Raw genomic sequence first — 19,440 nt, 5'->3', positions numbered from 1 at the left:
GGTCACGCCTCTCGGACTCGGCCGGCGATGCGGTTGATGCGGTCGATCGCCCTCTCGAACCCGCCGGTGAGGTCGTCGAAGACGGCCTGGACGCTGCGTTCCTCCGTCATCCGGCCGACGATCTGCCCGACGGGGGTGCCGAGCAGGGGCTGGATCTCGTACTTCTGGATCCGGGAGACGGCCTCGGCGACGAGCAGGCCCTGGAGCGGCATGGGCAGCGCGCCCGGCCCCTCGGGGTCGTCCCAGGCGTCGGTCCACTCGGTGCGCAGCTGGCGGGCGGGCTTGCCGGTGAGGGCGCGCGAGCGGACCGTGTCGCCGGATCCCGCGGCGAGCAGTTTCTCGGTGAGGGCGCGCGAGTGGAGGTCGGCCTCGGTGGTGGTGAGCCAGAGGGAGCCGAGCCAGGCGCCCTCGGCGCCGAGGGCGAGGCCGGCGGCGATCTGCTCGCCGCTGCCGATGCCGCCGGCGGCGAGGACCGGGAGGGGGGCGACGGCCTCGACGATCTCGGGGACCAGGACCATGGTGGCGATGTCGCCGGTGTGGCCGCCGGCCTCGTAGCCCTGGGCGACGACGATGTCGATGCCGGCTTCGGCGTGCCGGCGGGCGTGTTTGGCACTACCGGCGAGGGCGGCGACGAGGACGTCGTGGTCGTGGGCACGTGCGATGACGTCGGCGGGCGGGGAACCGAGGGCGTTCGCCAGGAGTTTGATGGGGTAGTCGAAGGCGACGTCGAGCTGGCGCCGGGCGACCTGCTCCATCCAGCCGGTGATCCGCCAGCCGGATGCCTCGCCCTCGGCGAGCTCGGGCACGTGGTGCTTGGCGAGGGTGTCGCGGACGAAGTCGCGGTGCCCGGCCGGGATCATCGCCTCGATGTCGGCTTCGCCGATGCCGTCGACGGCCTTCTTGGCGGGCATGACGACGTCGAGGCCGTAAGGCTTGCCGTCGGTGTGCGCCTGCATCCAGTCGAGGTCGCGAGCCAGCTCCTCGGGGGCGGTGTAGCGGACCGCGCCGAGTACGCCGAAACCGCCGGCGCGGGTGATGGCAGCGGCGACCGCCGGGAAGGGCGTGAAGCCGAAGATGGCGTGCTCGACTCCCAGTTTCTTGCTCAGCTCCGTCTCCATGGGCGGCAGGATGCCGCAGCCCGGCAGTCGAGGGAAGAGATTTTCTGATGCAGTGTCAGATTCTTTACGGGCCGGTCGGTGCGGACGGTACCCGACGGGCGGGCAGATACCCACTAGCGTGCGGTGGCGCCTGCGGCGCGCTCGGCGGATCCGGGGCCCTGACGGCCCCCGGGCCGCGCCCCGGGCGGTGACGCCCACGGGCGGTCGGCGGGGCGGTCCAGCCCGGCGGCGCGTGAGGCGCGGACCCGGGGCGGAGCGCCGGGAGAAGGCACCGCCGGCGGTTGAGGCGCGGGGTTCGGGGCGGAGCCCCGGGAGACGACGCCGCAGGTGGACAGCGGACAGGAGGGCGGACATGACAGTACGCACGGGGGCTTTCGGCGCGGCGAGCGGAGAAGCGCGGCCCGCACGGGCCGCAACGGGCGGGCCCGAGCAGACCGGCGACGGGCGCGAGCAGACCAGCGGCGGGCCCGCGGCAGCCGGTGGCGGGTTGACGCGGCGACGGCTCGGGGCGCGGCTGCTCGCGCTCGGCGGGGTCCTCGTCCTGCACGCGGCGCTCCCCGGTTCCGCAGGCGCCGCCGGCGCCGCGGGCAGCCCGGCCGAGCGGCGCGCCCTCCAGGGGCTGCGGCTGCGGTACGGGTCGGCGCGCCAGGCCGGCCTGCTGGAGAAACACCTGGAGGGGGTCGCGGACGAGGCCCGGCGCTTCCTGGGCCCCTCCCCCGAACACCCCTACTACGCCGGGGCGGTGGTCCTCGCCGGCCGGGGCCGCACCATCGCCCTGCACCGCGCCATGGGCCACGCGGTCCGGTACGCGGACTACGACGGGCGGACCGACCGGGTCCGGGAGTTCCCGGAGGCCGAGCGGATCGCGATGGCCGAGGACACCGTCTTCGACCTGGCCTCGCTGACCAAGCTGTTCACCTCCATCCTCGCCGTGCAGCAGATCGAGCGCGGGCGCATGGAACTGGAGGCCCCGGTGTGCCGGTACATGCCGGAGTTCACCGGGGGCGGCAAGGAGATCATCACGGTCCGTCAGCTGCTCACGCACACCTCGGGTTTGCGTTCCTGGGCGCCCTTCTACCAGGAGTCCACGCGCGAGGGGCAGCTGAGGCTGCTGTGGTCGGTACGGCCGCAGGAGACCCCCGGGACCGTCTACCGGTATTCCGATCTCAACCTCATCTCGCTGCAGCTGCTCCTGGAACGGATCACCGGTCGCACTCTGGATGCCCTGCTCCGCGACGAGATCACCGCTCCGCTCGGGATGCACCGCACTCGGTACAACCCACCGTTCTCCTGGCGCCGCGTCACCGCCGCCACCGAGGTGCAGCGCCCGCCCTGGTCCGGTCTGGACCGCGGACTGGTGTGGGGTGAGGTCCACGACGAGAACGCGTACGCGCTCGGCGGTGTCGCGGGCCATGCAGGGGTCTTCGGCACCGCCTGGGACCTGGCCGTCCTCGCCCGCGCCCTCCTCGACGGCGGGGTCTACGCGGGCCGCCGCATCCTGCGCCCCGCCTCCGTCGAGCTGCTCTTCACCGACTACAACACGGCGTTCCCCGGTGACGACCACGGCCTCGGCTTCGAGCTCTACCAGCACTGGTACATGGGGGCCATGGCCACCCCGCACTCCGCCGGGCACACCGGCTTCACCGGCACCTCCCTCGTCCTCGACCCCTCCACCGACTCGTTCCTGATCCTGCTGGGCAACTCCGTCCACCCCGTGCGCACCTGGCGGGCCGGCAGCGCGCCACGGGTCGCCGTCGGCAACCTGTTCGCCCGCGCCGTCCCGGTCCGCACCCGGCACGGCGGCGCGGCCTGGTTCTCCGGCATCCGGCCGGGCGCCTCGGGCACCCTCACGTTGCCGCCGCTCCGCCCGGCCACGGCCGCCGCCCGGCTGCGCTGCGCCGTGTGGTGGGACACCGTGCCCGGCGAGGGCGCCCTGCACCTGGAGGCCTCGGCCGACGGGGAGCACTGGGAGCCGCTGCCCTTCAGCACGGTGCGGTCCACCGGCGGCGCCCCCGAGCAGTGGCCGCGGGGCTCCGTGAGCGGCTGGTCGGGCCGTGTCTGGCACCGCCTCGAAGCCCCCCTCACGTCCGCGTGGACGGGCCGCGAGGTACGGCTGCGGCTGCGCCACGCCGCGACCGGCCGCTACGTGGGCCGCGGGGTCTACGTGGACGTCGTACGCGTCGCGGAACCGGGCCGGCTGCTCTTCGCCGAGGACCGCCCCGTCGACGCCGACCGCGTGGAGGCGGTCGGCTGGACCCGGTCGGCGGACTGACCGCCGCCCACCCCGCGGTCCGGCACCGTCGACGTACGCCGATTCCTCGGATCGTCCACGGCGGCCGCCCCGCCGGAAGTCGGCGCCTCGTGCGCGGGGGCCGACTCAGATGCGGTGGACGGTATGGAGGCCTCCGCGAAGACCGTGTCGGCTCCCGGCGCGAGGCAGGACATGCCGGTGAGCTCCGCGGCCGGGTGGCGGGCGAGCAGCGCGAACAGCGCCTGCGCGACCGGCGCGACGCTCGCCCCCGTGAGGTTCACGTGGCCGGTCACCGCGATGGTCGCCATGGCAGTGCTGCTCCGCCCGGAAGGATCGGAGTCGTCGCCGGGCGGCGACGACTCCCCCCATCATGCGAAGTCGCGGCGGCCCCGGCCAGGGATTTCGCGTCCTGCCGGGACCGCGGCGCGGCCCGGGCCGTCCGTCAGCGGCGGCTCTTCCGTCAGCGGACCCCGAGCGTCGTCCGGAGCCAGTCGAAGACGACCTCGCAGTGCAGCTGCGGGGCCATCGGGGAGCAGTGCAACTGCGCGCCCTGGGCGGCCGTCAGCCTCAGGTAGTCCTTGGGTGAGGTGAGGGCGTCGTACATGCGGCGCGGCTGGCCGGGGTAGAACTGCTCGCCCTCGTAGTCCAGCACCAGGGTGGGGGCCTTGATCCGGCCGACGACATCGGTGATGGACAACGCCCGGATCCGGGTGGCGGGGGTGTAGAAGTCGGTGAACAGCTTGCCCTGCCGGGCTTCGAGCATGGCGGGGACGGAGAACGGCTCGAAGCGCTTCTTCATCACGGCGGCCGCGTCCGGCGGCAGTTCGGGGACGACCTCCTTGTTCCAGATGTCGTTCGTCTCCTGCTTGTCGGGGGTGAGGATCTGCCGGATCTCGGGCGGGAAGCCCAGCCACGGCTCCAGGCAGCCCGGCATGGCCACCAGCGCGGCGATCCGGGTCTCGAAGGCCGCCGCCCTCGGGGCGAGGTCCCCCGCCATGCTCAGACCCGTCAGGGCGATCCTGCCGGGGTCCACGTCGGGGCGAGCCGACAGCCAGTCGACGAGGGGCGTGACGACCTTCTCCCAGGTGGGCGTGAACACCACCTGGTCCACGAAGAGCAGCTGTCCCTGGCCCGGCCCGTCGTAGACGAGCGCGTTCCAGCCCCGGTCCAGCGCGGCAGGAACCCCGTAGGTCCACATGTCCACGTTCTGCCCGTCGCTCCCGTTCGTCAGGATCACCGTCGGGCGAGGGGTGTCGGAGCCGTCGGGGCGGAAGAACCACACCGGCAGCGGTGTGGTGCCGTAGGGCACGTTCGCCTTCACCGGGGCGGGCTCGCACAGGTCGCAGAAGGCGTCCCAGGCCCCGCGCCCCGCCTTGTAGAGCTGTTCCTCGCTGCCGGGGTCGTCCGAGCCGAGGACGAAGAAGAGCGCCTGTCCGTAGTACTGGGCGGCGCGCAGCGCCCGGAACCGCTTGCTCTGGCCGTCGGCCGGCGCACCCGGAGGTGCCTTCAGCAGCTGGTCGCCGAGCGTGCGGAAGGTCTGCGTGTACGTCTGGGCGGTCAGGCCGGAGCCGTTGATCGCGTTCACGGCCGTGAGGACCTCGCCGACCTCGGCGGCGCCGGCGCCCGAGGCGCCGAGCGCGAGGAGTCCGTTGAAGTTGTATGCCGGGTCCTTGAACAGCGTCATCACGCCCGGGGTGAGACCGCCGGCGGCCGCGGTGGGGGTGGCGGGGCCGCTGGACGCTGCCGCCGGAGCGCCGGGGGCGCCGCCGCGCGCGCAACCCGCCGCGAGGGCTGCGCCGGCCCCGGCGGTGAGCAGGGCGCGGCGGGTGGGCCCGGGGTGCCGATCACCAGATATGCGCTTCATGCCTCCGGAACGTAGCGCCGGCACGGCGCGCCGGCCTCCCGTCCCGTCCCGCGCGGTCCGCTCCGGGCACGGGCCACCGCGCCGGCCGTGGCCCGAACCGGCAGGTGGCGGGCTGTGCCCCGACGGGGGCGGTGCGGGCTTCCGGACGCCGCCGGTCTTGCGCCGTCCGGGGGATGCCTGCCCAGGTTTTCGGGCCCCGACCGGCCAGGGGGGGGAGAGGCCGATCGGGGCGGGCCCGGGCCGACCGGGGGGGGTGGCCGGCCTGGGCGTCTGCGGGTGAGCACGCGCGGGCGAAAGCCGCCCGTACCCACATATGGAACAACAGCGAACGACCCGGGGAAGTTCCCCGTGCGACGCCGGAGGCCGGACAACCACCGCTGCGGGGTCAGGCCTCGGCGAGGGCCGCGTCGATCATCCGCCGGGTGATGGAAGTCAGTTCGGCGAGGTCCGGGGCCGGGCGGGAGCGGGCGAGGGCGCCGGCCAGCCGGTCGTAGAGCAGTCCGTCGGTCCAGGCGACCAGCAGTTCGGCGGCCTCCTCGGGGCGCTGCGCCCCGATAGCGGCGAGTACGCCCGAGGCGCGGACCCGGGCGCCGTGGCCCGCGCGGTGGAAGTCCGCCTCCAGCTCGGGGTTGCGGGCCGCTTCGAGGCTGAGTTCGAAGCGGGCCAGCTGGCGCTCGCGCCCCACCGTCAGCCAGCGGTGCAGGAGCCCGGCCAGCGCGGCCACTGCGGTCTCCCGGCCCGCCACCGGGGGCACGGGCGGACTCGCACCACTGGGATCCCCACTGGGATCCCCACCGGGATCCCCACCGAGGTCGCCTCCGAGGTCGCCTCCGAGGTCGCCGACGTCACCGAGGTCCAGCTCCGCCAAGCGCGCGTAGCAGGCCCCGATGAGCGCCGTCCTCGTACGGAAGTAGTAGGAGGTGCTCCCGGCCGGCAGCCCCGCCGCGCCGTCGACCGCGCGGTGGGTCAGCCCGCGCAGCCCGGCGGCGGCCACGAGGTCGATCGCTGTGTCGGCGATCAGCGTTCTGCGATCCGCGGTGGTGGACATCCGTCCACTCTACAGCTGTAGAGTGAGAACGTCGGACTCTACAGATGTAGAGGATCCGGCGACTCGACTGCGGAAGAAGCAGTGGAAGAAGCGGCAGAGGAGGACTCGTCATGTCGGCAGTTCAGCGTCACGCGGTCGTGGCGGGAGCGGGGATCGGCGGACTCACGGCGGCCCTGGCCCTGCACCGGCGGGGCTGGCGGGTCACCGTGTGCGAGCGGGCGCCCGGGCCGACCGCCGTCGGCGCCGGTATCGTGCTGGCCCCCAACGCCCTGCGCGCCTTCGCCGCCATCGGCTTCGACCCCACCCGCGCGGCGGGTCGTACCGTCCCTGCCGCGATGGGCCTGCGCCGCCCGGACGGCCGCTGGCTCAGCCGCGCCGACGGCGCCGCACTGGCCGCCCGTTACGGCGGTCCGCCGCTCGCTCTGCACCGCTCGGCGCTCACCGGCGCCCTGACCGCCGCCCTCCCCGCCGGAACCGTCCGCTACGGCGCCGCGGTCTCCTCGGTGGACGACGCCGACGGCTCCCCGGTGGTCCGCACCGGCGCCGGCGACCTCGCGGGCGCCGACCTCGTCGTGGCCGCCGACGGCATCCACAGCCCGCTGCGCCGTCAGTACTTCCCGGACCACCCGGGCCTGCGCCACAGCGGGGAGACCGCCTGGCGCACGGTCCTGCCCGCCCCCGCGAGCCGCGCCGGCACGGAGACCGCCGAGACCTGGGGGCGCGGCGAGCGCTTCGGTGTCGTCCCGCTCGCCGACGGCCGGATCTACCTCTACGCCACCGCCGTCGCCCCCGCCGGGCACCGCCCCGCCGACCTCCGCAGCGAACTCCTGCGCCGCTACGGCACGTGGCACGACCCCATCCCCGCCCTGCTGGAGCGGATCGACCCGGGGGCCGTCCTCCAGCACGACCTGTACGACCTGGCCGCCCCGCTCCCCCGCTTCCACCACGGGCGCCTGGCCTGGCTCGGCGACGCCGCCCACGCCATGACCCCCAACCTCGGGCAGGGCGGCTGCCAGGCCGTCGAGGACGCCGTGGTCCTCGGCCATCTGCTGGCCGACACCGGCCCGGCGGACGTCCCGGCCGCGCTCGCCGCCTACAGCGCGGCCCGGTGCGCACGCACCGACGCCATCCGCGTCCGCGCCCGCCGGGCGGGCCGGATCGCCGCTCTCACCCACCCCCTCGCCGTGGCCGTCCGCGACCTCGCCGTCCGGGCCACGCCGGCCGGCGCCGCGTACCGGGCAATGGATGCGCTGTTCGACGGATTCGCGCTCCCGGACGGAATGCACACCGTGCCCGCGGGCGTTGGGACTCGTTGGTGAGGTTCGTTGACTGTTTCAACGCAAAGGCAGGCAGATCCCCATGACGACCGACATCGATTGGGACGACCCGACCGACCCCAGGGAGGGCACCTGGCAGTTGGACCACGTGAAGCTGTACGTGGGTTCGGGCGGCTCCGAGGGCCAGTACTGGAACGGAACCCAGACCCTCCTGCTCACCACCCTCGGCCGGGTGTCGGGCAAGCCGGTCCGTACCCCGCTCATCTACGGCGAGGCCGACGGCAGTTACCTGGTCGTCGCATCCAAGGGCGGTGATCCCGCGCACCCGCTCTGGTACCGGAACCTGTCCGAGCACCCGACGGTCCGCATCCAGGTCGGCCCGAAGGTCATGCAGGGCACGGCCCGTACCGCCACGCCCGAGGAGCGCGCCGCGTACTGGCCGGTGATGGTCAAGCACTGGCCCGCGTACGACGAGTACCAGGCGAAGACGGACCGCGAGATCCCGATCGTCGTCATCGAGCCGGTCGCGTAGACCCTGCCGGCCGGGCCCGGCCGAACGACGCCGCACCCGGGCAGGGCCCTTCCCCGCCCGGATGGCGCGGTCCTCGGTGAAGCGCAAGAACGTGCGCGGCAGCCGACCCCACTTCTCCGGCAGCCCGCGGGCATCGGCGGCCCCGATCGCCGCGGACTCGTCCGGCTCCAGGGTGTTGAGCAGCGCCCGCGCCTCGGCGTCCGGCAGGTCGCCGCCCAGCGCCTCCTTCGCCGCCGCGAAGAAATCGGGGTCGCCCGAGCGCCAGTTGACCCGGTTGACGGCGCGCACCCTGTCACTCATTTCGCTGCCACCACTCAAGTTACTCCCGAGTAGGACTTTAGGCGTGAGGGCGGCCCACCCCGGCTGATTTCGGCCATCCGCCCCACCGGGCTGCACCGCGGCGACGGACGCCGCGGGCCCGGCAGGATCCGAAAGGGACGGCCCTAGTGCCCGAGAACGGCCATCGCCGCGTTGTGGCCGGGGACGCCGCTGACTCCACCGCCGCGGACCGCGCCCGCCCCGCACAGCAGGACGTTGCGGTGTGCGGTTTCCACGCCCCAGCGGCCACTGCCCCCGTCGGCGTACGGCCAGGACAGGTCGCGGTGGAAGATGTGGCCGCCCGGCAGCCGCAGTTCGCGCTCCAGGTCCAGGGGGGTCTTCGCCTCGATGCACGGGCGGCCGTCCGCGTCGAAGGCGAGGCAGTCCGTGAGCGGTTCGTCCAGATGCGCGTCGAGCTGCGCGAGGGTGGCCGTCAGCAGGACCTCGCGGGCCTGCTGGTTGTCGTGTCCGAACAGCCGGGCCGGGGCGTGCAGTCCGAAGAGGGTGAGCGTCTGGTAGCCCTGTTCCACCAGCTCCGGCCCGAGGATCGTCGGGTCGGTCAGCGAGTGGCAGTAGATCTCCGAGGGCGGTACGGAGGGCAGTTCGCCGGAGGCTGCCTCCGCGTGGGCCCGGGCCAGTTCGGCGTAGCCCTCGGCGATGTGGAAGGTGCCGCCGAAGGCCTCGCGGGGGTCCACGCCGGTGTCCCGGAGCCGGGGCAGTCGGCGCAGCAGCATGTTGACCTTGAGCTGGGCGCCCTCGGGAGCCGCACCCGGGCCCTCGGGCGGGGTCTCGCCGAGGAGTTCGGCGAGGGCCCGCGGCGAGGCGTTCACCAGCACGGTCCGGCCGACGACGCGGCCCTCCCCCGTCGCCGTGCGGAACACCACCTCGGCCGGGGCGGTGCCGTCCGTGTCGATCCGCAGCACCTCGTGGCCGGTGGCGATCTGCGCCCCGGCCGCCCGGGCGGCGGCAGCGAGCGCGTCCGTCAGAGCGCCCATCCCGCCGACCGGCACGTCCCAGTCCCCGGTGCCGCCGCCGATGACGTGGTAGAGGAAGCATCGGTTCTGCGCGAGGGAGGGGTCGTTCGCGTCGGCGAACGTACCGATGAGCCCGTCCGTGAGGACCACCCCGCGGACCAGGTCGTCGGCGAAGTACCGCTCCACGGCCTGCCCGAGCGGTTCCTCGAAGAGCATCCGCCACGCGGCCTCGTCGTCGATCCGGGCCCGCAGCTCCGCCCGGGTGGGCAGGGGCTCGGTCAGGCTCGGGAAGACCTTCCCGGCGACCCGCCCCGTGGTCCCGTAGAAGTCGCGCCAGCTCTCGTACTCCCGCTCCGAACCGGTCAGCCGCGCGAAGGACTCCCGGGTGCGCTGCTCGCCGCCGCCGACGAGCAGTCCGCCGGGCCGCCCGCCGCGCTCGGTGGGCGTGTACGAGGAGATCGTGCGCCGGCGTACGGCGAACTTCAGGCCGAGGTCGCGCACGATCTTCGCGGGGAGCAGGGAGACGAGGTACGAGTAGCGCGAGAGTCTGGCGTCGACGCCCACGAAGGGGCGGCTGGAGATCGCCGCCCCGCCCGTGGCGGCGAGCCGCTCCAGGACCAGCACCGAGCGGCCCGCCCGGGCCAGGTACGCGGCGGCCACCAGGCCGTTGTGCCCACCGCCCACGATCACGTCGTCGTACACGTCCCGCCCGAAGGTCGTCATGGCTCTTGGTAGCACACCTGGCCGAGCCGCTCCAGACAGTGAGCCTCGTCGGCGTGGGCCAGGACCGTGTCGGGATGGTCGTCGCCGAGGGCCCGTTCGCGGATGCCGGAGAGGTCCCGGTAGAGGGGCAGCGCCTCGTCCCAGCGGCCCAGCCGGCCCAGCCCTCCGGCCAGTTCCCGGCGGCTGACCAGGGTGTCCGGATGCTCGGGGCCGAGCACCTCGGCGCGCAGGGCGCCCACCTGGCGGGCCTCGGCCACCGCTTCCTCCCATCGCTCCAGCCGGCCCAGGTTGACGCCGAGGACGTGCCGGGCGCGGAGTGTCTCCGGGTCGGTGACCCCGTAGGCGCGGGTGCGGTCGCGGACCAGGGCCCGGAACAGGTCGAGGGCCCGGGCGCTGTTCCCGGTGCGGCCGAGCGCGATGCCGACCTCGTAGCGGGCGGCCAGGGTGTCGGGGTGGTCGCGGCCGAGCACCCGGTCCCGTACGGCGGCGACCTCGCGGAAGGCCGCCAGGGCCTCCTGCCAGCGCTCCAGGCGGCCGAGGGCGTACGCCGCCTCGTACCGGGTCAGCAGGGTGTCCGCGTGCTCGGCGCCCAGGACGGCCGCCCGGTCGGCGGCTACCGCGGCGGCGGTGGCATGGGCGTCCGCGAACCGGCCCAGCGCGCCCAGCGAGCAGGCCAGGTTGTGCCGGCAGCGCAGGGTGTCGGGGTGGAGCGCGCCCATGGTGCGCTCACGGGCGACGAGGACCGCGCGGTACACGTCGTGCGCCTCCTGGTGACGGCCGAGCCGGCCCAGTTCGTACGCCGTCTCCTGGCGCGCGGCGAGGGTGTCGGCGTGGTCCGCGCCGAGTACCCGGGCACGTCCCTCGGCCACGGCCGTGTACCCGGCGAGCGCCTCTTCGGGGCGGCCGGCGCGGCTGAGGGCGTACGCCCGGGCGTGACCGGCGGCGAGCGCGTCGGGACCGCTGTCGCGGGGGCCGGCGGGGCGCGGGAAACCGTACGCCGCGGTGAGCCGGGGGTCCTCGGCGGGCGCGGGGCGCACGATGGTGGCGCCGGGACGGCCCGCGGGGCGCGCGGCCGTCCAGGCACCGGTGAGCACGGCCCATTCGCCGCTGGCGGGTCGGGCGTCGATCCCGGCCTTGCGTCCGGCGGTCATCCCGCGGGCCCAGGCCGGCAGCGGGGCCTGGGCGCCGGGCAGCCCGCCCGGTCCGACCCGTGCCTCGACGAGCCGGCGGTGCACGTGGCGGGCGTCGCCCGGCCGGTCCTCGGGGCGCTTGGCGAGCAGGTCCAGGACCACCTGATCGAAGTAGCCGGGGAGCTCGGGGCGGTGCTCGCGCAGCGGCACGGGCGTGTTGTCGCGGTGGCCGACCAGCACCGACCAGGAGTCGCCGAGGTCGAAGGGCGGGGCGCCGGTGGCGATCTCGTAGAGCACGCAGCCGAGGGAGTAGAGGTCGCTGCGGTGGTCGACCTCGCCGCCCGCGATCTGCTCGGGCGACATGTAGTGCGGGGTGCCCATGGCCATGCCGCCGCCGGTGAGCTTGGCGGTGAAGCCGATGTCGTGGGCGAGGCGGGCGATGCCGAAGTCGCAGATCTTCACGGTGCCGTCGGTGAGCCGCATGATGTTGGCGGGCTTCAGGTCGCGGTGGACGACGCCCTGGTCGTGGGTGTAGCCGAGGGCGGCGGCCATCTGCTCGGCGATGTCGACGACGACGTCCACGGGGAGCGGCCGGGCGTCGTTGTCCTCCAGGAGCTGGCTGAGGTTGCGGCCTTCGAGGAGTTCCATGACGAGGTAGAGGGGGCCGCCCGCGGCACTGTCGTCACCGAAGTCGTGGACGACGGTGACCCCGCGGTGCTGGAGGGACGCGGCCACGCGGGCCTCGCGCCGGAACCGCTCGCGGAGCACCTGCGTGAAGTGGGCGTCCTGCTCGGCGCCGATCGGCTTGAGGCACTTCACGGCGACCTGCCGGCCCAGCGATTCGTCGCGGGCGCGCCACACCTCGCCCATCCCGCCGCGCCCGATCAGATCGAGCGACCGGTACCGGCCCTGGATCAGTCTGGACTCCGCCATGTCTTGAAGCCGCCCCCGTTGTCGTGCTACGCCCTCCCCGGCCGGTCCAGTATGGCCGCTGATGTACGCAGTGTGTACGGCGAGGGGCGACTCCCGGGGCCCATGCGACGCATCGCTTTCAAGATGTGACCTGGAGGCAGCTGCCAGCGTAGACCTGCGGGAATGCTGCGCAGCACGAGGCCGGTGAGGCGCAGGCGCCGGGTGACGCTGCGCGGGTCCGGTGCGGGCCGACCGTACAGCCGGTGTGCCCAGCCGGGGAGGGAACCGTATGCCAGACCCGCGACGTGTGGCCACAGCAGGTTTCGGCCACGCACGAGGAGGGGGTGCACGGGCGGGCCGCGCAGGAAGTCGTCGACGGCGAGGGCGTCGGGGCCGGCCGCGAGTTCGGGGCGGATCCGGTCGAAGTAGGCGGCGAGTCCGGCGGTGTCGGCGGGTACGTCGGCCGGGTCGAGTCCGACCAGGCGGGCATTGACCCGGTTCTCGTCGACGTAGCGGTCGGCCTGGGCGGGGGTGAGGGGGACGCCGGATCGGCGCAGGACGTGCAGGAAGCTGTCGATCTGCGCGCAGTGGATCCACAGCAGCAGCGCGGGGTCGTCGACCGGGAAGCGTTCGCCGGTGTCCGGGTCGGTGGCGGACAGTTTGCGGTGGATCGTCCGGACGCGGAGGCCGGCGCGTTCGGCGGCCTCGGTGGTGCCGTAGGTGAGGGTGCCGACGAAGTCGGCGGTGCGCAGCAGGCGCCCCCAGGCGTCGCCCCCGCCGTTGCCGTGCCGGTCGAAAGCGGCCGAATTCTCCATGACCCCGCGGACGGCGCGGGGGTGGAGGGCCTGGAGGTAGAGCGCCCGGATGCCCGCGATCCACATCATCGGGTCGCCGTGGCACTGCCAGGTGACGGAGGACGGGCCGTACAGTCCGGGGTCGGCCCCGCCGCGTGGGCGCGGGGCCGTCGGCTCGATCGGGCCGGTCGGCTCGGCCGGGCCGGTCGCGGTGTTCCCCATCCGTACCTCCACTGCGTGCCTCCACGTCGCGGGCGCCCGGCGGTGCCAGCCTACCGATCCGGGGCCGCTGCGGCGGGCATAGAGTTGCGGCGTGCAGCTCTACACGATCGGCGAAGCCGCTCAACTCCTCCGCGTCAGCACCGACACCGCCCGCCGCTGGGCGGACGCGGGCCGCTTCCCGACCCTGCGGGACGGCAACAGGCGGATGGTCGAGGGCGTGCATCTGGCGGCCTTCTGCGTGGCGCTCGCCCAGGAGGCGACCGAGGGCGACGGCGAGTCCACCACCTCGGTCCGCAACGCACTGCCCGGGATCGTGACGGCGGTGCGGCTCGGCGACGTCGCCGCCCAGGTCGAGATCCAGTCCGGCCCGCACCGGGTGGTCTCCCTGCTGACCCGCGAGGCGGTCGAGGAACTCGGGCTCGCGGTCGGCGTCCGGGCCGTCGCCCGTGTGAAGTCCACCAGCGTCCACGTCGACCTCGACTGAACACACGGCCGGCAGGCCCGCCCGGGCCGGCCGGCAGCCCCGTCCCCGGGCCCGGTCATGGTCCGGTCCCGGCCGTGACAGGGTGAGGGCATGACGACGAAGCACCGCGCGCCGACATCCCCTGCCCATCCCGCACCGTGGACGGACACCGTCGCGGTCCACGCGGACCTCGCAGCGGCGAAGGCGCTCGTCTACGACCCCTGCGGATTCACCTGCTCGCAACCGGTCCCCGAGGCCGAGAGCGCGGAGTACGCCGCCCACACCTTCACCCTGGACGGCCGCTCCGTCCGGTTCCGCGCGGCGCGGACGACGCCCACCAAGGTCGGCCAGTTCGTCACCGTCTGGAAGCGGTCCGCGGGCGGGCCCATCCAGCCCTTCGACGCCGCGGACCCCGTGGACCTCTTCGTCATCGGCACCCGCGACGGAGACCGCGCCGGGCAGTTCGTGCTCCCGAGGGAGGCGCTGCAGCGGCACGGGGTGGTGTCGACGGACGGTTCCGGCGGAAAGCGCGCCTTCCGCGTCTACCCGCCGTGGGTGACCACCACCAACCGCCAGGCGGCCAGTGCCCAGGCATGGCAGCTCGACCACTTCCTGCAGCTGCCCCAGAACGGGCCGGTGGACCTCGACCGCGCCCGGGAGCTCTACGGATGAGCCGGCCGGTCAGCGGCACGCTGCACCACGTCGAACTCTGGGTGCCGGATCTCGACCGCGCGATCGCCTCCCTCGGCTGGCTCCTGGAGGCGCTGGGCCACTCCCCCTTCCAGCATTGGGAGAACGGCCGCAGCTGGCGGCTCGGACCGACGTACCTGGTCGTCGAAGAGTCCCCGGCCCTCACCGCCGACCGGCACGACCGCTGCCGGCCGGGCCTGAACCACCTGGCCTTCCACGTCGAGGACCCCGCCGCGGTCGAGCGCCTGTCCGGGGAGGCGACCCGGCACGGCTGGCGCCTGATGTTCCCCGACCGCCACCCGTACGCGGGCGGCCCCCGGCACTGCGCCGCCTACCTGGAGAACGAGGACGGCTTCGAGGTCGAACTCGTCGCTCTGCCGCCCTCCGGCTGACCTCCGGCCGGCCTCCGCACCGAAATCGCAGTGCCGGGGCGCGGGCGGCTTGTGATACTGCTCCGATGATCGATCTGCCTGCCGCCGCACTGGACTCGCTGTCCGGACTCGCCTTCGGAGATGCCTTCGGTGACCGCTGGTTCGGCATCCTGCGCCGCGAGGGCCCGGCAGCCCTGGAGGCGCGGATCCCGCCGCCGGAGCCGCTGTGGCGGTGGAGCGACGACACCGCTCAGGCGCTCGTGCTCGTCCGGGAACTCGCCGAGGGCGGCGGCGCCGTGGACCAGGACCGTCTCGCCCTGCGCCTCGCCGAGGCCTACGCCGAGGACGCGCACCGCGGCTACGGTGCCTCGATGCACGACGTGCTCCGCCGGATCGGCGCGGGCGAACCGTGGCGAGAGGTGGTCGCCGGACAGTTCGGCGGCCAGGGCTCCTGGGGCAACGGCGCGGCCATGCGCGTCGCCCCGCTCGGCGCCTGGCACGCCGCCGACCTCGATGCCGTGGCCGAGCAGGCGGCCGGGCAGAGCGCGGTCTCGCACCACCACCCGGAGGCCGTCTCCGGGGCGGTGGCGGTCGCCCTGGCCGCGGCGCTGGCCACCCGCAGCCGGGGCGGCCCTGCCCCGGCGCGGCCGGCCTTCCTCCGGGCCGTCGCCGAACGGCTCCCCGTCGGCGACGTCCGGTCCGGGGTGCGGATCGCGGCGCGCATGCCGGAGCACACCTCCGTCCGGCACGCCGCGGAGGTCCTGGGCTCCGGCTACCGGATGTCCGGGCCCGACACCGTCCCGTACGCCCTCTGGTGCGCGGCGGGCCACCTCGACGACCTGCACGAGGGCCTGTGGTCCACCGTCGGCGGGCGCGGCGACATCGACACCACGTGCGCCATCGCGGGCGGGGTCATCGCCGCCCGCACGGGCGTCGCCGCACTCCCGCCCGCCTGGCACACGGCCCGCGAACCGCTGCCCGCGGCCGTGCCGAGGTGACCCAGGGACCCAAGTGACACACCCTGTGACCAGCGGTTGAGTCGAGTGGTGAATCGTGCGTACGGGGCAGGTCTCCGCCCCGCAGACAAGGTACTGATGGTGCATCAATTCCGCTGCTGGACGAGAAGGCGTGGGCGGTCTCACGCAACGCCACCCTGCTCAACCGACCGCCTGGGCAACGGCACTTCTGTCATCGCCGGCCGTTACGGTGGCCCGCATGAACGAGAACACCTACTGGACCTCTGCGCCGGACCGGATCGTGCGCGGCTCGATGAGTCTGTGCCACTTGACAGCGTTCGAGGCGCCATTCAATGTCGACGCCCGCAACCTGCCCCCCAATGACCCCGAACGCGCACGCGCGTTCGTCGAGTCCTTCGAGGGCATCGAGGCCGTCCTGGAGGACCTCGGGCCGCGCTCCGCACAGACCCCGCTCCCCTCGGCAGCACGGTCTGATCTGGACATCGTGCACGCTGCCGCGTGGGGCGGCATGTTGAGCATCGCGACTCCCGCGTTCGCGACCGACGGCAACGACGAGCCGCTCCGGTCGGCCGCGAAGGAGTTACGGGAGCGGTTCCCGGATGCGCGGATCGTGGGACGGGTCTCCTACCACGGGGGGATGGAGCACACCGAGAACATCGTGTGGTTGCCGGACGGAGCGATGTTCCACGCATCGGGATGGCCGGATGACGAGCCGTTCGTCATGTCGGGCGATCCGGGTGCGGTGATCGCGTCCCTGGATCTCAGAGGGTGGATGGTGGACAACGCGGGCGTCGACCTGGACGCGCCCGCGAACGAGGTCTACTGGGCCGGCCTGGGGGGCCTGGCGCTCGGGCACTCGGATCCGTGGGGGTGGGAGGAGATGGAGACGACGGCGTTCCGTGTGCGGCACTCCGAAGCCGCGGTGAGGGACATGGAGGGCTTGTACTTCGTCTAGGCGCAAGCCGGCGGGTGCCCCTGGGGCTGAGGGCGACGTGTGAACTGGCTGCCTCCACAGTGGTGTTGGCGCTTCGTCGACACGCCTTAACTCGTCTTTACTTGTGACTGGTGAGGGCTATGGTGGTCGAGGTGGCGCGTACACGTCACGGGGGCCCACGCGCCGCCCGCACCCCCTCAAGGCCCCACCGGAGAGGGAAAGACGAGCTCTTGAACTTACACATTCGCATACCGTCCAAGTGGCGGTTCGCGGCCAGGTTCACGGCCGCTGTCGGCCTGACGGCCGCGATCGTCACAACCGGACTCCAGGCCGTCGAGGCCGCACCACCGAAGTTACCGCCGGTCTCGGCGAAGATGAAGGCGGGATCCGGGAAGCGCTGCGACACCCGCAACGGCCTCCCGACCGCCCCGACGACACCGCCGGACTCCGGGTTCCCCGACAACCCGACCGGGAACCTGTACAAGGACACTGCCCTCCCCAGGAACTTCGACTTCGACCTTCCGGGACAGGCGTACGACGGCCTTCAGACACCGACAGCTGCCCAGAAGACCGAGGCCCTGTCGAAGGTCCCCGGGGACCTGGACAAGAACGTCGAGGCATGGAAGAAGATCGCCAACGCGTCGGGGAAGCCTGCGGACCGGGCGATGGAGATTTACGCCCGGTACTTCGCGAACAAGGAGAACCTGGGGTTCAAGCACTGGTTCGACAAGCGGTACATCCGCAACCAGATCAACAACCACAAGGGCTCGGGCTTCGAACGGCAGCTCGTCAAGGACTACAAGCTGATCGGCCCGGACTGGCTGTGCGAGGTCACCGTCGAGCTGTTCGACAAGAACGGCGACAAGGTCGGCGAGCGCCGGTACGACGCCTACAACCAGAAGAACAAAGAGTTCAACGAGTTCAAGTCGAACTCGAAGCTGACGGCGCAGCAGCTTGCGAATGACCGGGTCGTCGCCAAGTCGCTGCCCGACCACAAGTTCCGCTTCACCGGCGCGAAGCCCTTCACCAAGGGCCAGGCCAAGCTCATCGACGACCTGGAGCGCGACGTCCGCAACATGCGGAACGGGAAGACCGGGCAGGTGCGCGGAAACCAGCGCATGTACAACCCGGTGCCCAAGACCACCCCGATCAAGGGGTATTCGGACCATCAGCGGTGGTTCGCGCCCGCCTGCCAGACCGGAACAACGCAGCTCTCGGCGGTCGGCGCCAACACGTGCGGCACCCGCGGCCCCGCCAACGACCGGGCCCTGTCCTCCGGGAAGACCCTGGAAGAGGCGAAGCGCTACCAGCGGGACGCCAACCGCCTCGACCCGAGGGGCACCCTCCCCCGGGGCGGCCCGGGCGGCGTCGACTTCACCACCATGGAACTCCGGTACGTCGGCGGTCTCGAAAAGGGCAAGGGCATGAGCTACTCCATGCGCGCCGACCAGATGCCCGACCCGGACAACAACCCCGGCTTCGGCGGCGAAGCCAGGATGCAGCTCTCCTCCGACGCCCTGTTCACCTGGCTCGCCCTGACCCCCGAAAAGTTCTGGGTCAACCTGAACCCGGACCAGCCGGACAAGGTCATGGACGCCAAGTTCGGCAAGACCGACGCCGGCCGCGTCCTCCTCGACGCCGACCTGGTCATGAAGCACGACTTCTCCGAGGCCCTGAACCCCGACAAGCATCCCGGGGGCAGGCTGTACTGGGACACCGCGCCGCGCCGCAACGGCATCCCCTGCTTCCCCGGTACCCGCTTCTGGATCGAGCCCGACGAGGCCAAGGTCCGCGAGCAGGACGGCGGGATCTACATCCTCGAATCGCCGATGGACGTCTCCGCCCAGTGGCTGGACGTCGACTACACCGTCCCCGGCTCCACCGAATGCACCGACCTCTCGGACGCCGAGAAGAAGGCCATCGAACGGTCGGTCAACGCCAACATCGTCCCGGTCATCCAGGAGCGGGTGAACAAGGACCCCAAGTACGCCGAGCTGCGCGCCGTCTACAACGCCCGCGTCGCCGCCGAGTACATCCGTCAGCAGGATGCCAAGTCCCCGACGGACTTCCACGACATCATCAACTCCAACGACGTCTCGGCCTGGCCGATCCGCGCTCCGCATGAGGACTGGACCCGTGAAAAGGTCTGGGACACGTACATGCAGTCCATCAAGGAGGGCATCGAATGGTTCGAGCTGGAGTACGGCGGCAAGCTGTACAAGCAGGGCGTCGGCGGCGTCGACTTCTCCAAGCAGCCCAAGCAGAACATCCCCAAGGCCCAGTTCGACACCGAGAACCGTGACCTGGACAACACCACCGTCAACTCCGGCAAGTCCGATGACGCCTCCTACCGGGACCTCGACACCCTGTACCTCGGCGCAGGCCCGGCCACGGACGGCAGCGGCGAGGACCCGGGCGGCGAAGATCCCGGTGACGACCCCACCCCGACACCGACCCCGTCGGGCACCGGCAAGCCGACCAACCCCCCGACGACCCCGGCCCCGGACCCCACGAACCCCGGCGGCGGTGACAACACGCCACCCACACCGGAGGACCCCGACGGCGACCTCGCCGACACCGGCTCCAACACACCGGTGGGCCTGATCGCCGGTGTCGCCGCTGCACTGGCAACGGCCGGCGTCACCCTGACGTGGTGGATGCGGCGCCGGCGCACCGCGCAGGAGTAGCCCGACCACGCAGTCACGTCTCACAGTGAAGGGCTCCACCCGTAAGTACGCGCCGGGTGGAGCCCTTCGCCATGCCCCCCCAGGATCCAGACGGCTCGCGCATTGACCGATGGCGCGTCTGACGCAGGTGCGGGGTCGCCGACGGAGAGGCCGGG

Annotated in this window: 15 protein-coding genes; 9 read left to right on the top strand and 6 right to left on the bottom strand. The window is 73.1% G+C overall.

The window, feature by feature from the left end:
- Positions 1-2 precede the first annotated feature (2 nt).
- Entirely contained in the window at positions 3-1,118 is a 1,116-nt protein-coding gene (locus tag IE257_RS09715; protein WP_189966796.1) for an NAD(P)H-dependent flavin oxidoreductase, read from the bottom strand.
- Positions 1,119-1,470: 352 nt separating this feature from the next.
- Here IE257_RS09715 and IE257_RS09710 point away from each other — a divergent pair, with 352 nt between their 5' ends.
- Positions 1,471-3,390 (top strand): serine hydrolase domain-containing protein, encoded by a 1,920-nt coding sequence (locus tag IE257_RS09710; RefSeq protein WP_189966794.1) that lies wholly within the window; start codon positions 1,471-1,473, stop codon positions 3,388-3,390.
- 439 nt (positions 3,391-3,829) lie between these two features.
- Here the strand turns inward: IE257_RS09710 and IE257_RS09705 are convergent, their stop codons facing one another.
- Both IE257_RS09705 and IE257_RS09700 read right to left on the bottom strand, forming a co-directional pair.
- The gene (locus IE257_RS09705) at positions 3,830-5,233 is read right to left on the bottom strand and encodes an alpha/beta hydrolase family protein (protein WP_189966792.1); all 1,404 of its coding nucleotides are present in this window, start codon (positions 5,231-5,233) and stop codon (positions 3,830-3,832) included.
- A gap of 385 nt (positions 5,234-5,618) precedes the next feature.
- Entirely contained in the window at positions 5,619-6,281 is a 663-nt protein-coding gene (locus IE257_RS09700) for a TetR/AcrR family transcriptional regulator (protein WP_189966790.1), read from the bottom strand.
- Between the two features lie 110 nt (positions 6,282-6,391).
- Between IE257_RS09700 and IE257_RS09695 the strand changes: the two genes are divergently transcribed.
- Entirely contained in the window at positions 6,392-7,600 is a 1,209-nt protein-coding gene (locus tag IE257_RS09695; protein ID WP_189966789.1) for an FAD-dependent monooxygenase, read from the top strand.
- Positions 7,601-7,640: 40 nt separating this feature from the next.
- Positions 7,641-8,090, top strand: coding sequence for a nitroreductase family deazaflavin-dependent oxidoreductase (locus IE257_RS09690; RefSeq protein WP_189966787.1), 450 nt, complete (start codon positions 7,641-7,643; stop codon positions 8,088-8,090).
- A gap of 443 nt (positions 8,091-8,533) precedes the next feature.
- Here the strand turns inward: IE257_RS09690 and IE257_RS09685 are convergent, their stop codons facing one another.
- The 3 genes from IE257_RS09685 to IE257_RS09675 are packed head-to-tail and all read right to left on the bottom strand — an operon-like array spanning position 8,534 to position 13,163.
- A complete protein-coding gene (locus tag IE257_RS09685; protein WP_189966785.1) occupies positions 8,534-10,105 on the bottom strand; it encodes a phytoene desaturase family protein in 1,572 nt (523 codons plus the stop codon).
- Positions 10,102-12,168: a serine/threonine-protein kinase gene (locus IE257_RS09680; RefSeq protein ID WP_189966783.1), complete on the bottom strand. Its 2,067-nt coding sequence runs from the start codon at positions 12,166-12,168 to the stop codon at positions 10,102-10,104. The genes IE257_RS09685 and IE257_RS09680 overlap by 4 nt, the downstream gene beginning before the upstream one ends.
- Positions 12,169-12,194: 26 nt before the next feature.
- Positions 12,195-13,163 (bottom strand): oxygenase MpaB family protein, encoded by a 969-nt coding sequence (locus IE257_RS09675; protein ID WP_189966781.1) that lies wholly within the window; start codon positions 13,161-13,163, stop codon positions 12,195-12,197.
- A 91-nt stretch (positions 13,164-13,254) separates the two neighbouring features.
- Here IE257_RS09675 and IE257_RS09670 point away from each other — a divergent pair, with 91 nt between their 5' ends.
- From IE257_RS09670 to IE257_RS09645, 6 genes are all read left to right on the top strand, one after another.
- The gene (locus IE257_RS09670) at positions 13,255-13,647 is read left to right on the top strand and encodes a TOBE domain-containing protein (protein WP_189966779.1); all 393 of its coding nucleotides are present in this window, start codon (positions 13,255-13,257) and stop codon (positions 13,645-13,647) included.
- Positions 13,648-13,737: 90 nt separating this feature from the next.
- Positions 13,738-14,298 carry a MepB family protein gene (locus IE257_RS09665; protein WP_189966777.1) on the top strand — a complete coding sequence of 187 codons (561 nt, stop codon included), beginning with the start codon at positions 13,738-13,740 and terminating at the stop codon, positions 14,296-14,298.
- Entirely contained in the window at positions 14,295-14,708 is a 414-nt protein-coding gene (locus IE257_RS09660) for a VOC family protein (protein WP_189966775.1), read from the top strand. The genes IE257_RS09665 and IE257_RS09660 overlap by 4 nt, the downstream gene beginning before the upstream one ends.
- Before the next feature lie 65 nt (positions 14,709-14,773).
- The gene (locus tag IE257_RS09655) at positions 14,774-15,685 is read left to right on the top strand and encodes an ADP-ribosylglycohydrolase family protein (RefSeq protein WP_189966773.1); all 912 of its coding nucleotides are present in this window, start codon (positions 14,774-14,776) and stop codon (positions 15,683-15,685) included.
- A 217-nt stretch (positions 15,686-15,902) separates the two neighbouring features.
- Positions 15,903-16,619: a DUF6333 family protein gene (locus IE257_RS09650; protein WP_229920232.1), complete on the top strand. Its 717-nt coding sequence runs from the start codon at positions 15,903-15,905 to the stop codon at positions 16,617-16,619.
- Positions 16,620-16,828: 209 nt separating this feature from the next.
- On the top strand, positions 16,829-19,285 hold the full coding sequence (locus IE257_RS09645; protein ID WP_189966770.1) for a hypothetical protein: 2,457 nt from the start codon (positions 16,829-16,831) through the stop codon (positions 19,283-19,285).
- Positions 19,286-19,440: the final 155 nt, after the last annotated feature.

Origin of the sequence: Streptomyces avidinii, assembly GCF_014650695.1 — a bacterium.
GTDB classification, from domain to species: domain Bacteria; phylum Actinomycetota; class Actinomycetes; order Streptomycetales; family Streptomycetaceae; genus Streptomyces; species Streptomyces avidinii.
This window is presented reverse-complemented; position numbering and strand designations above follow the sequence as displayed.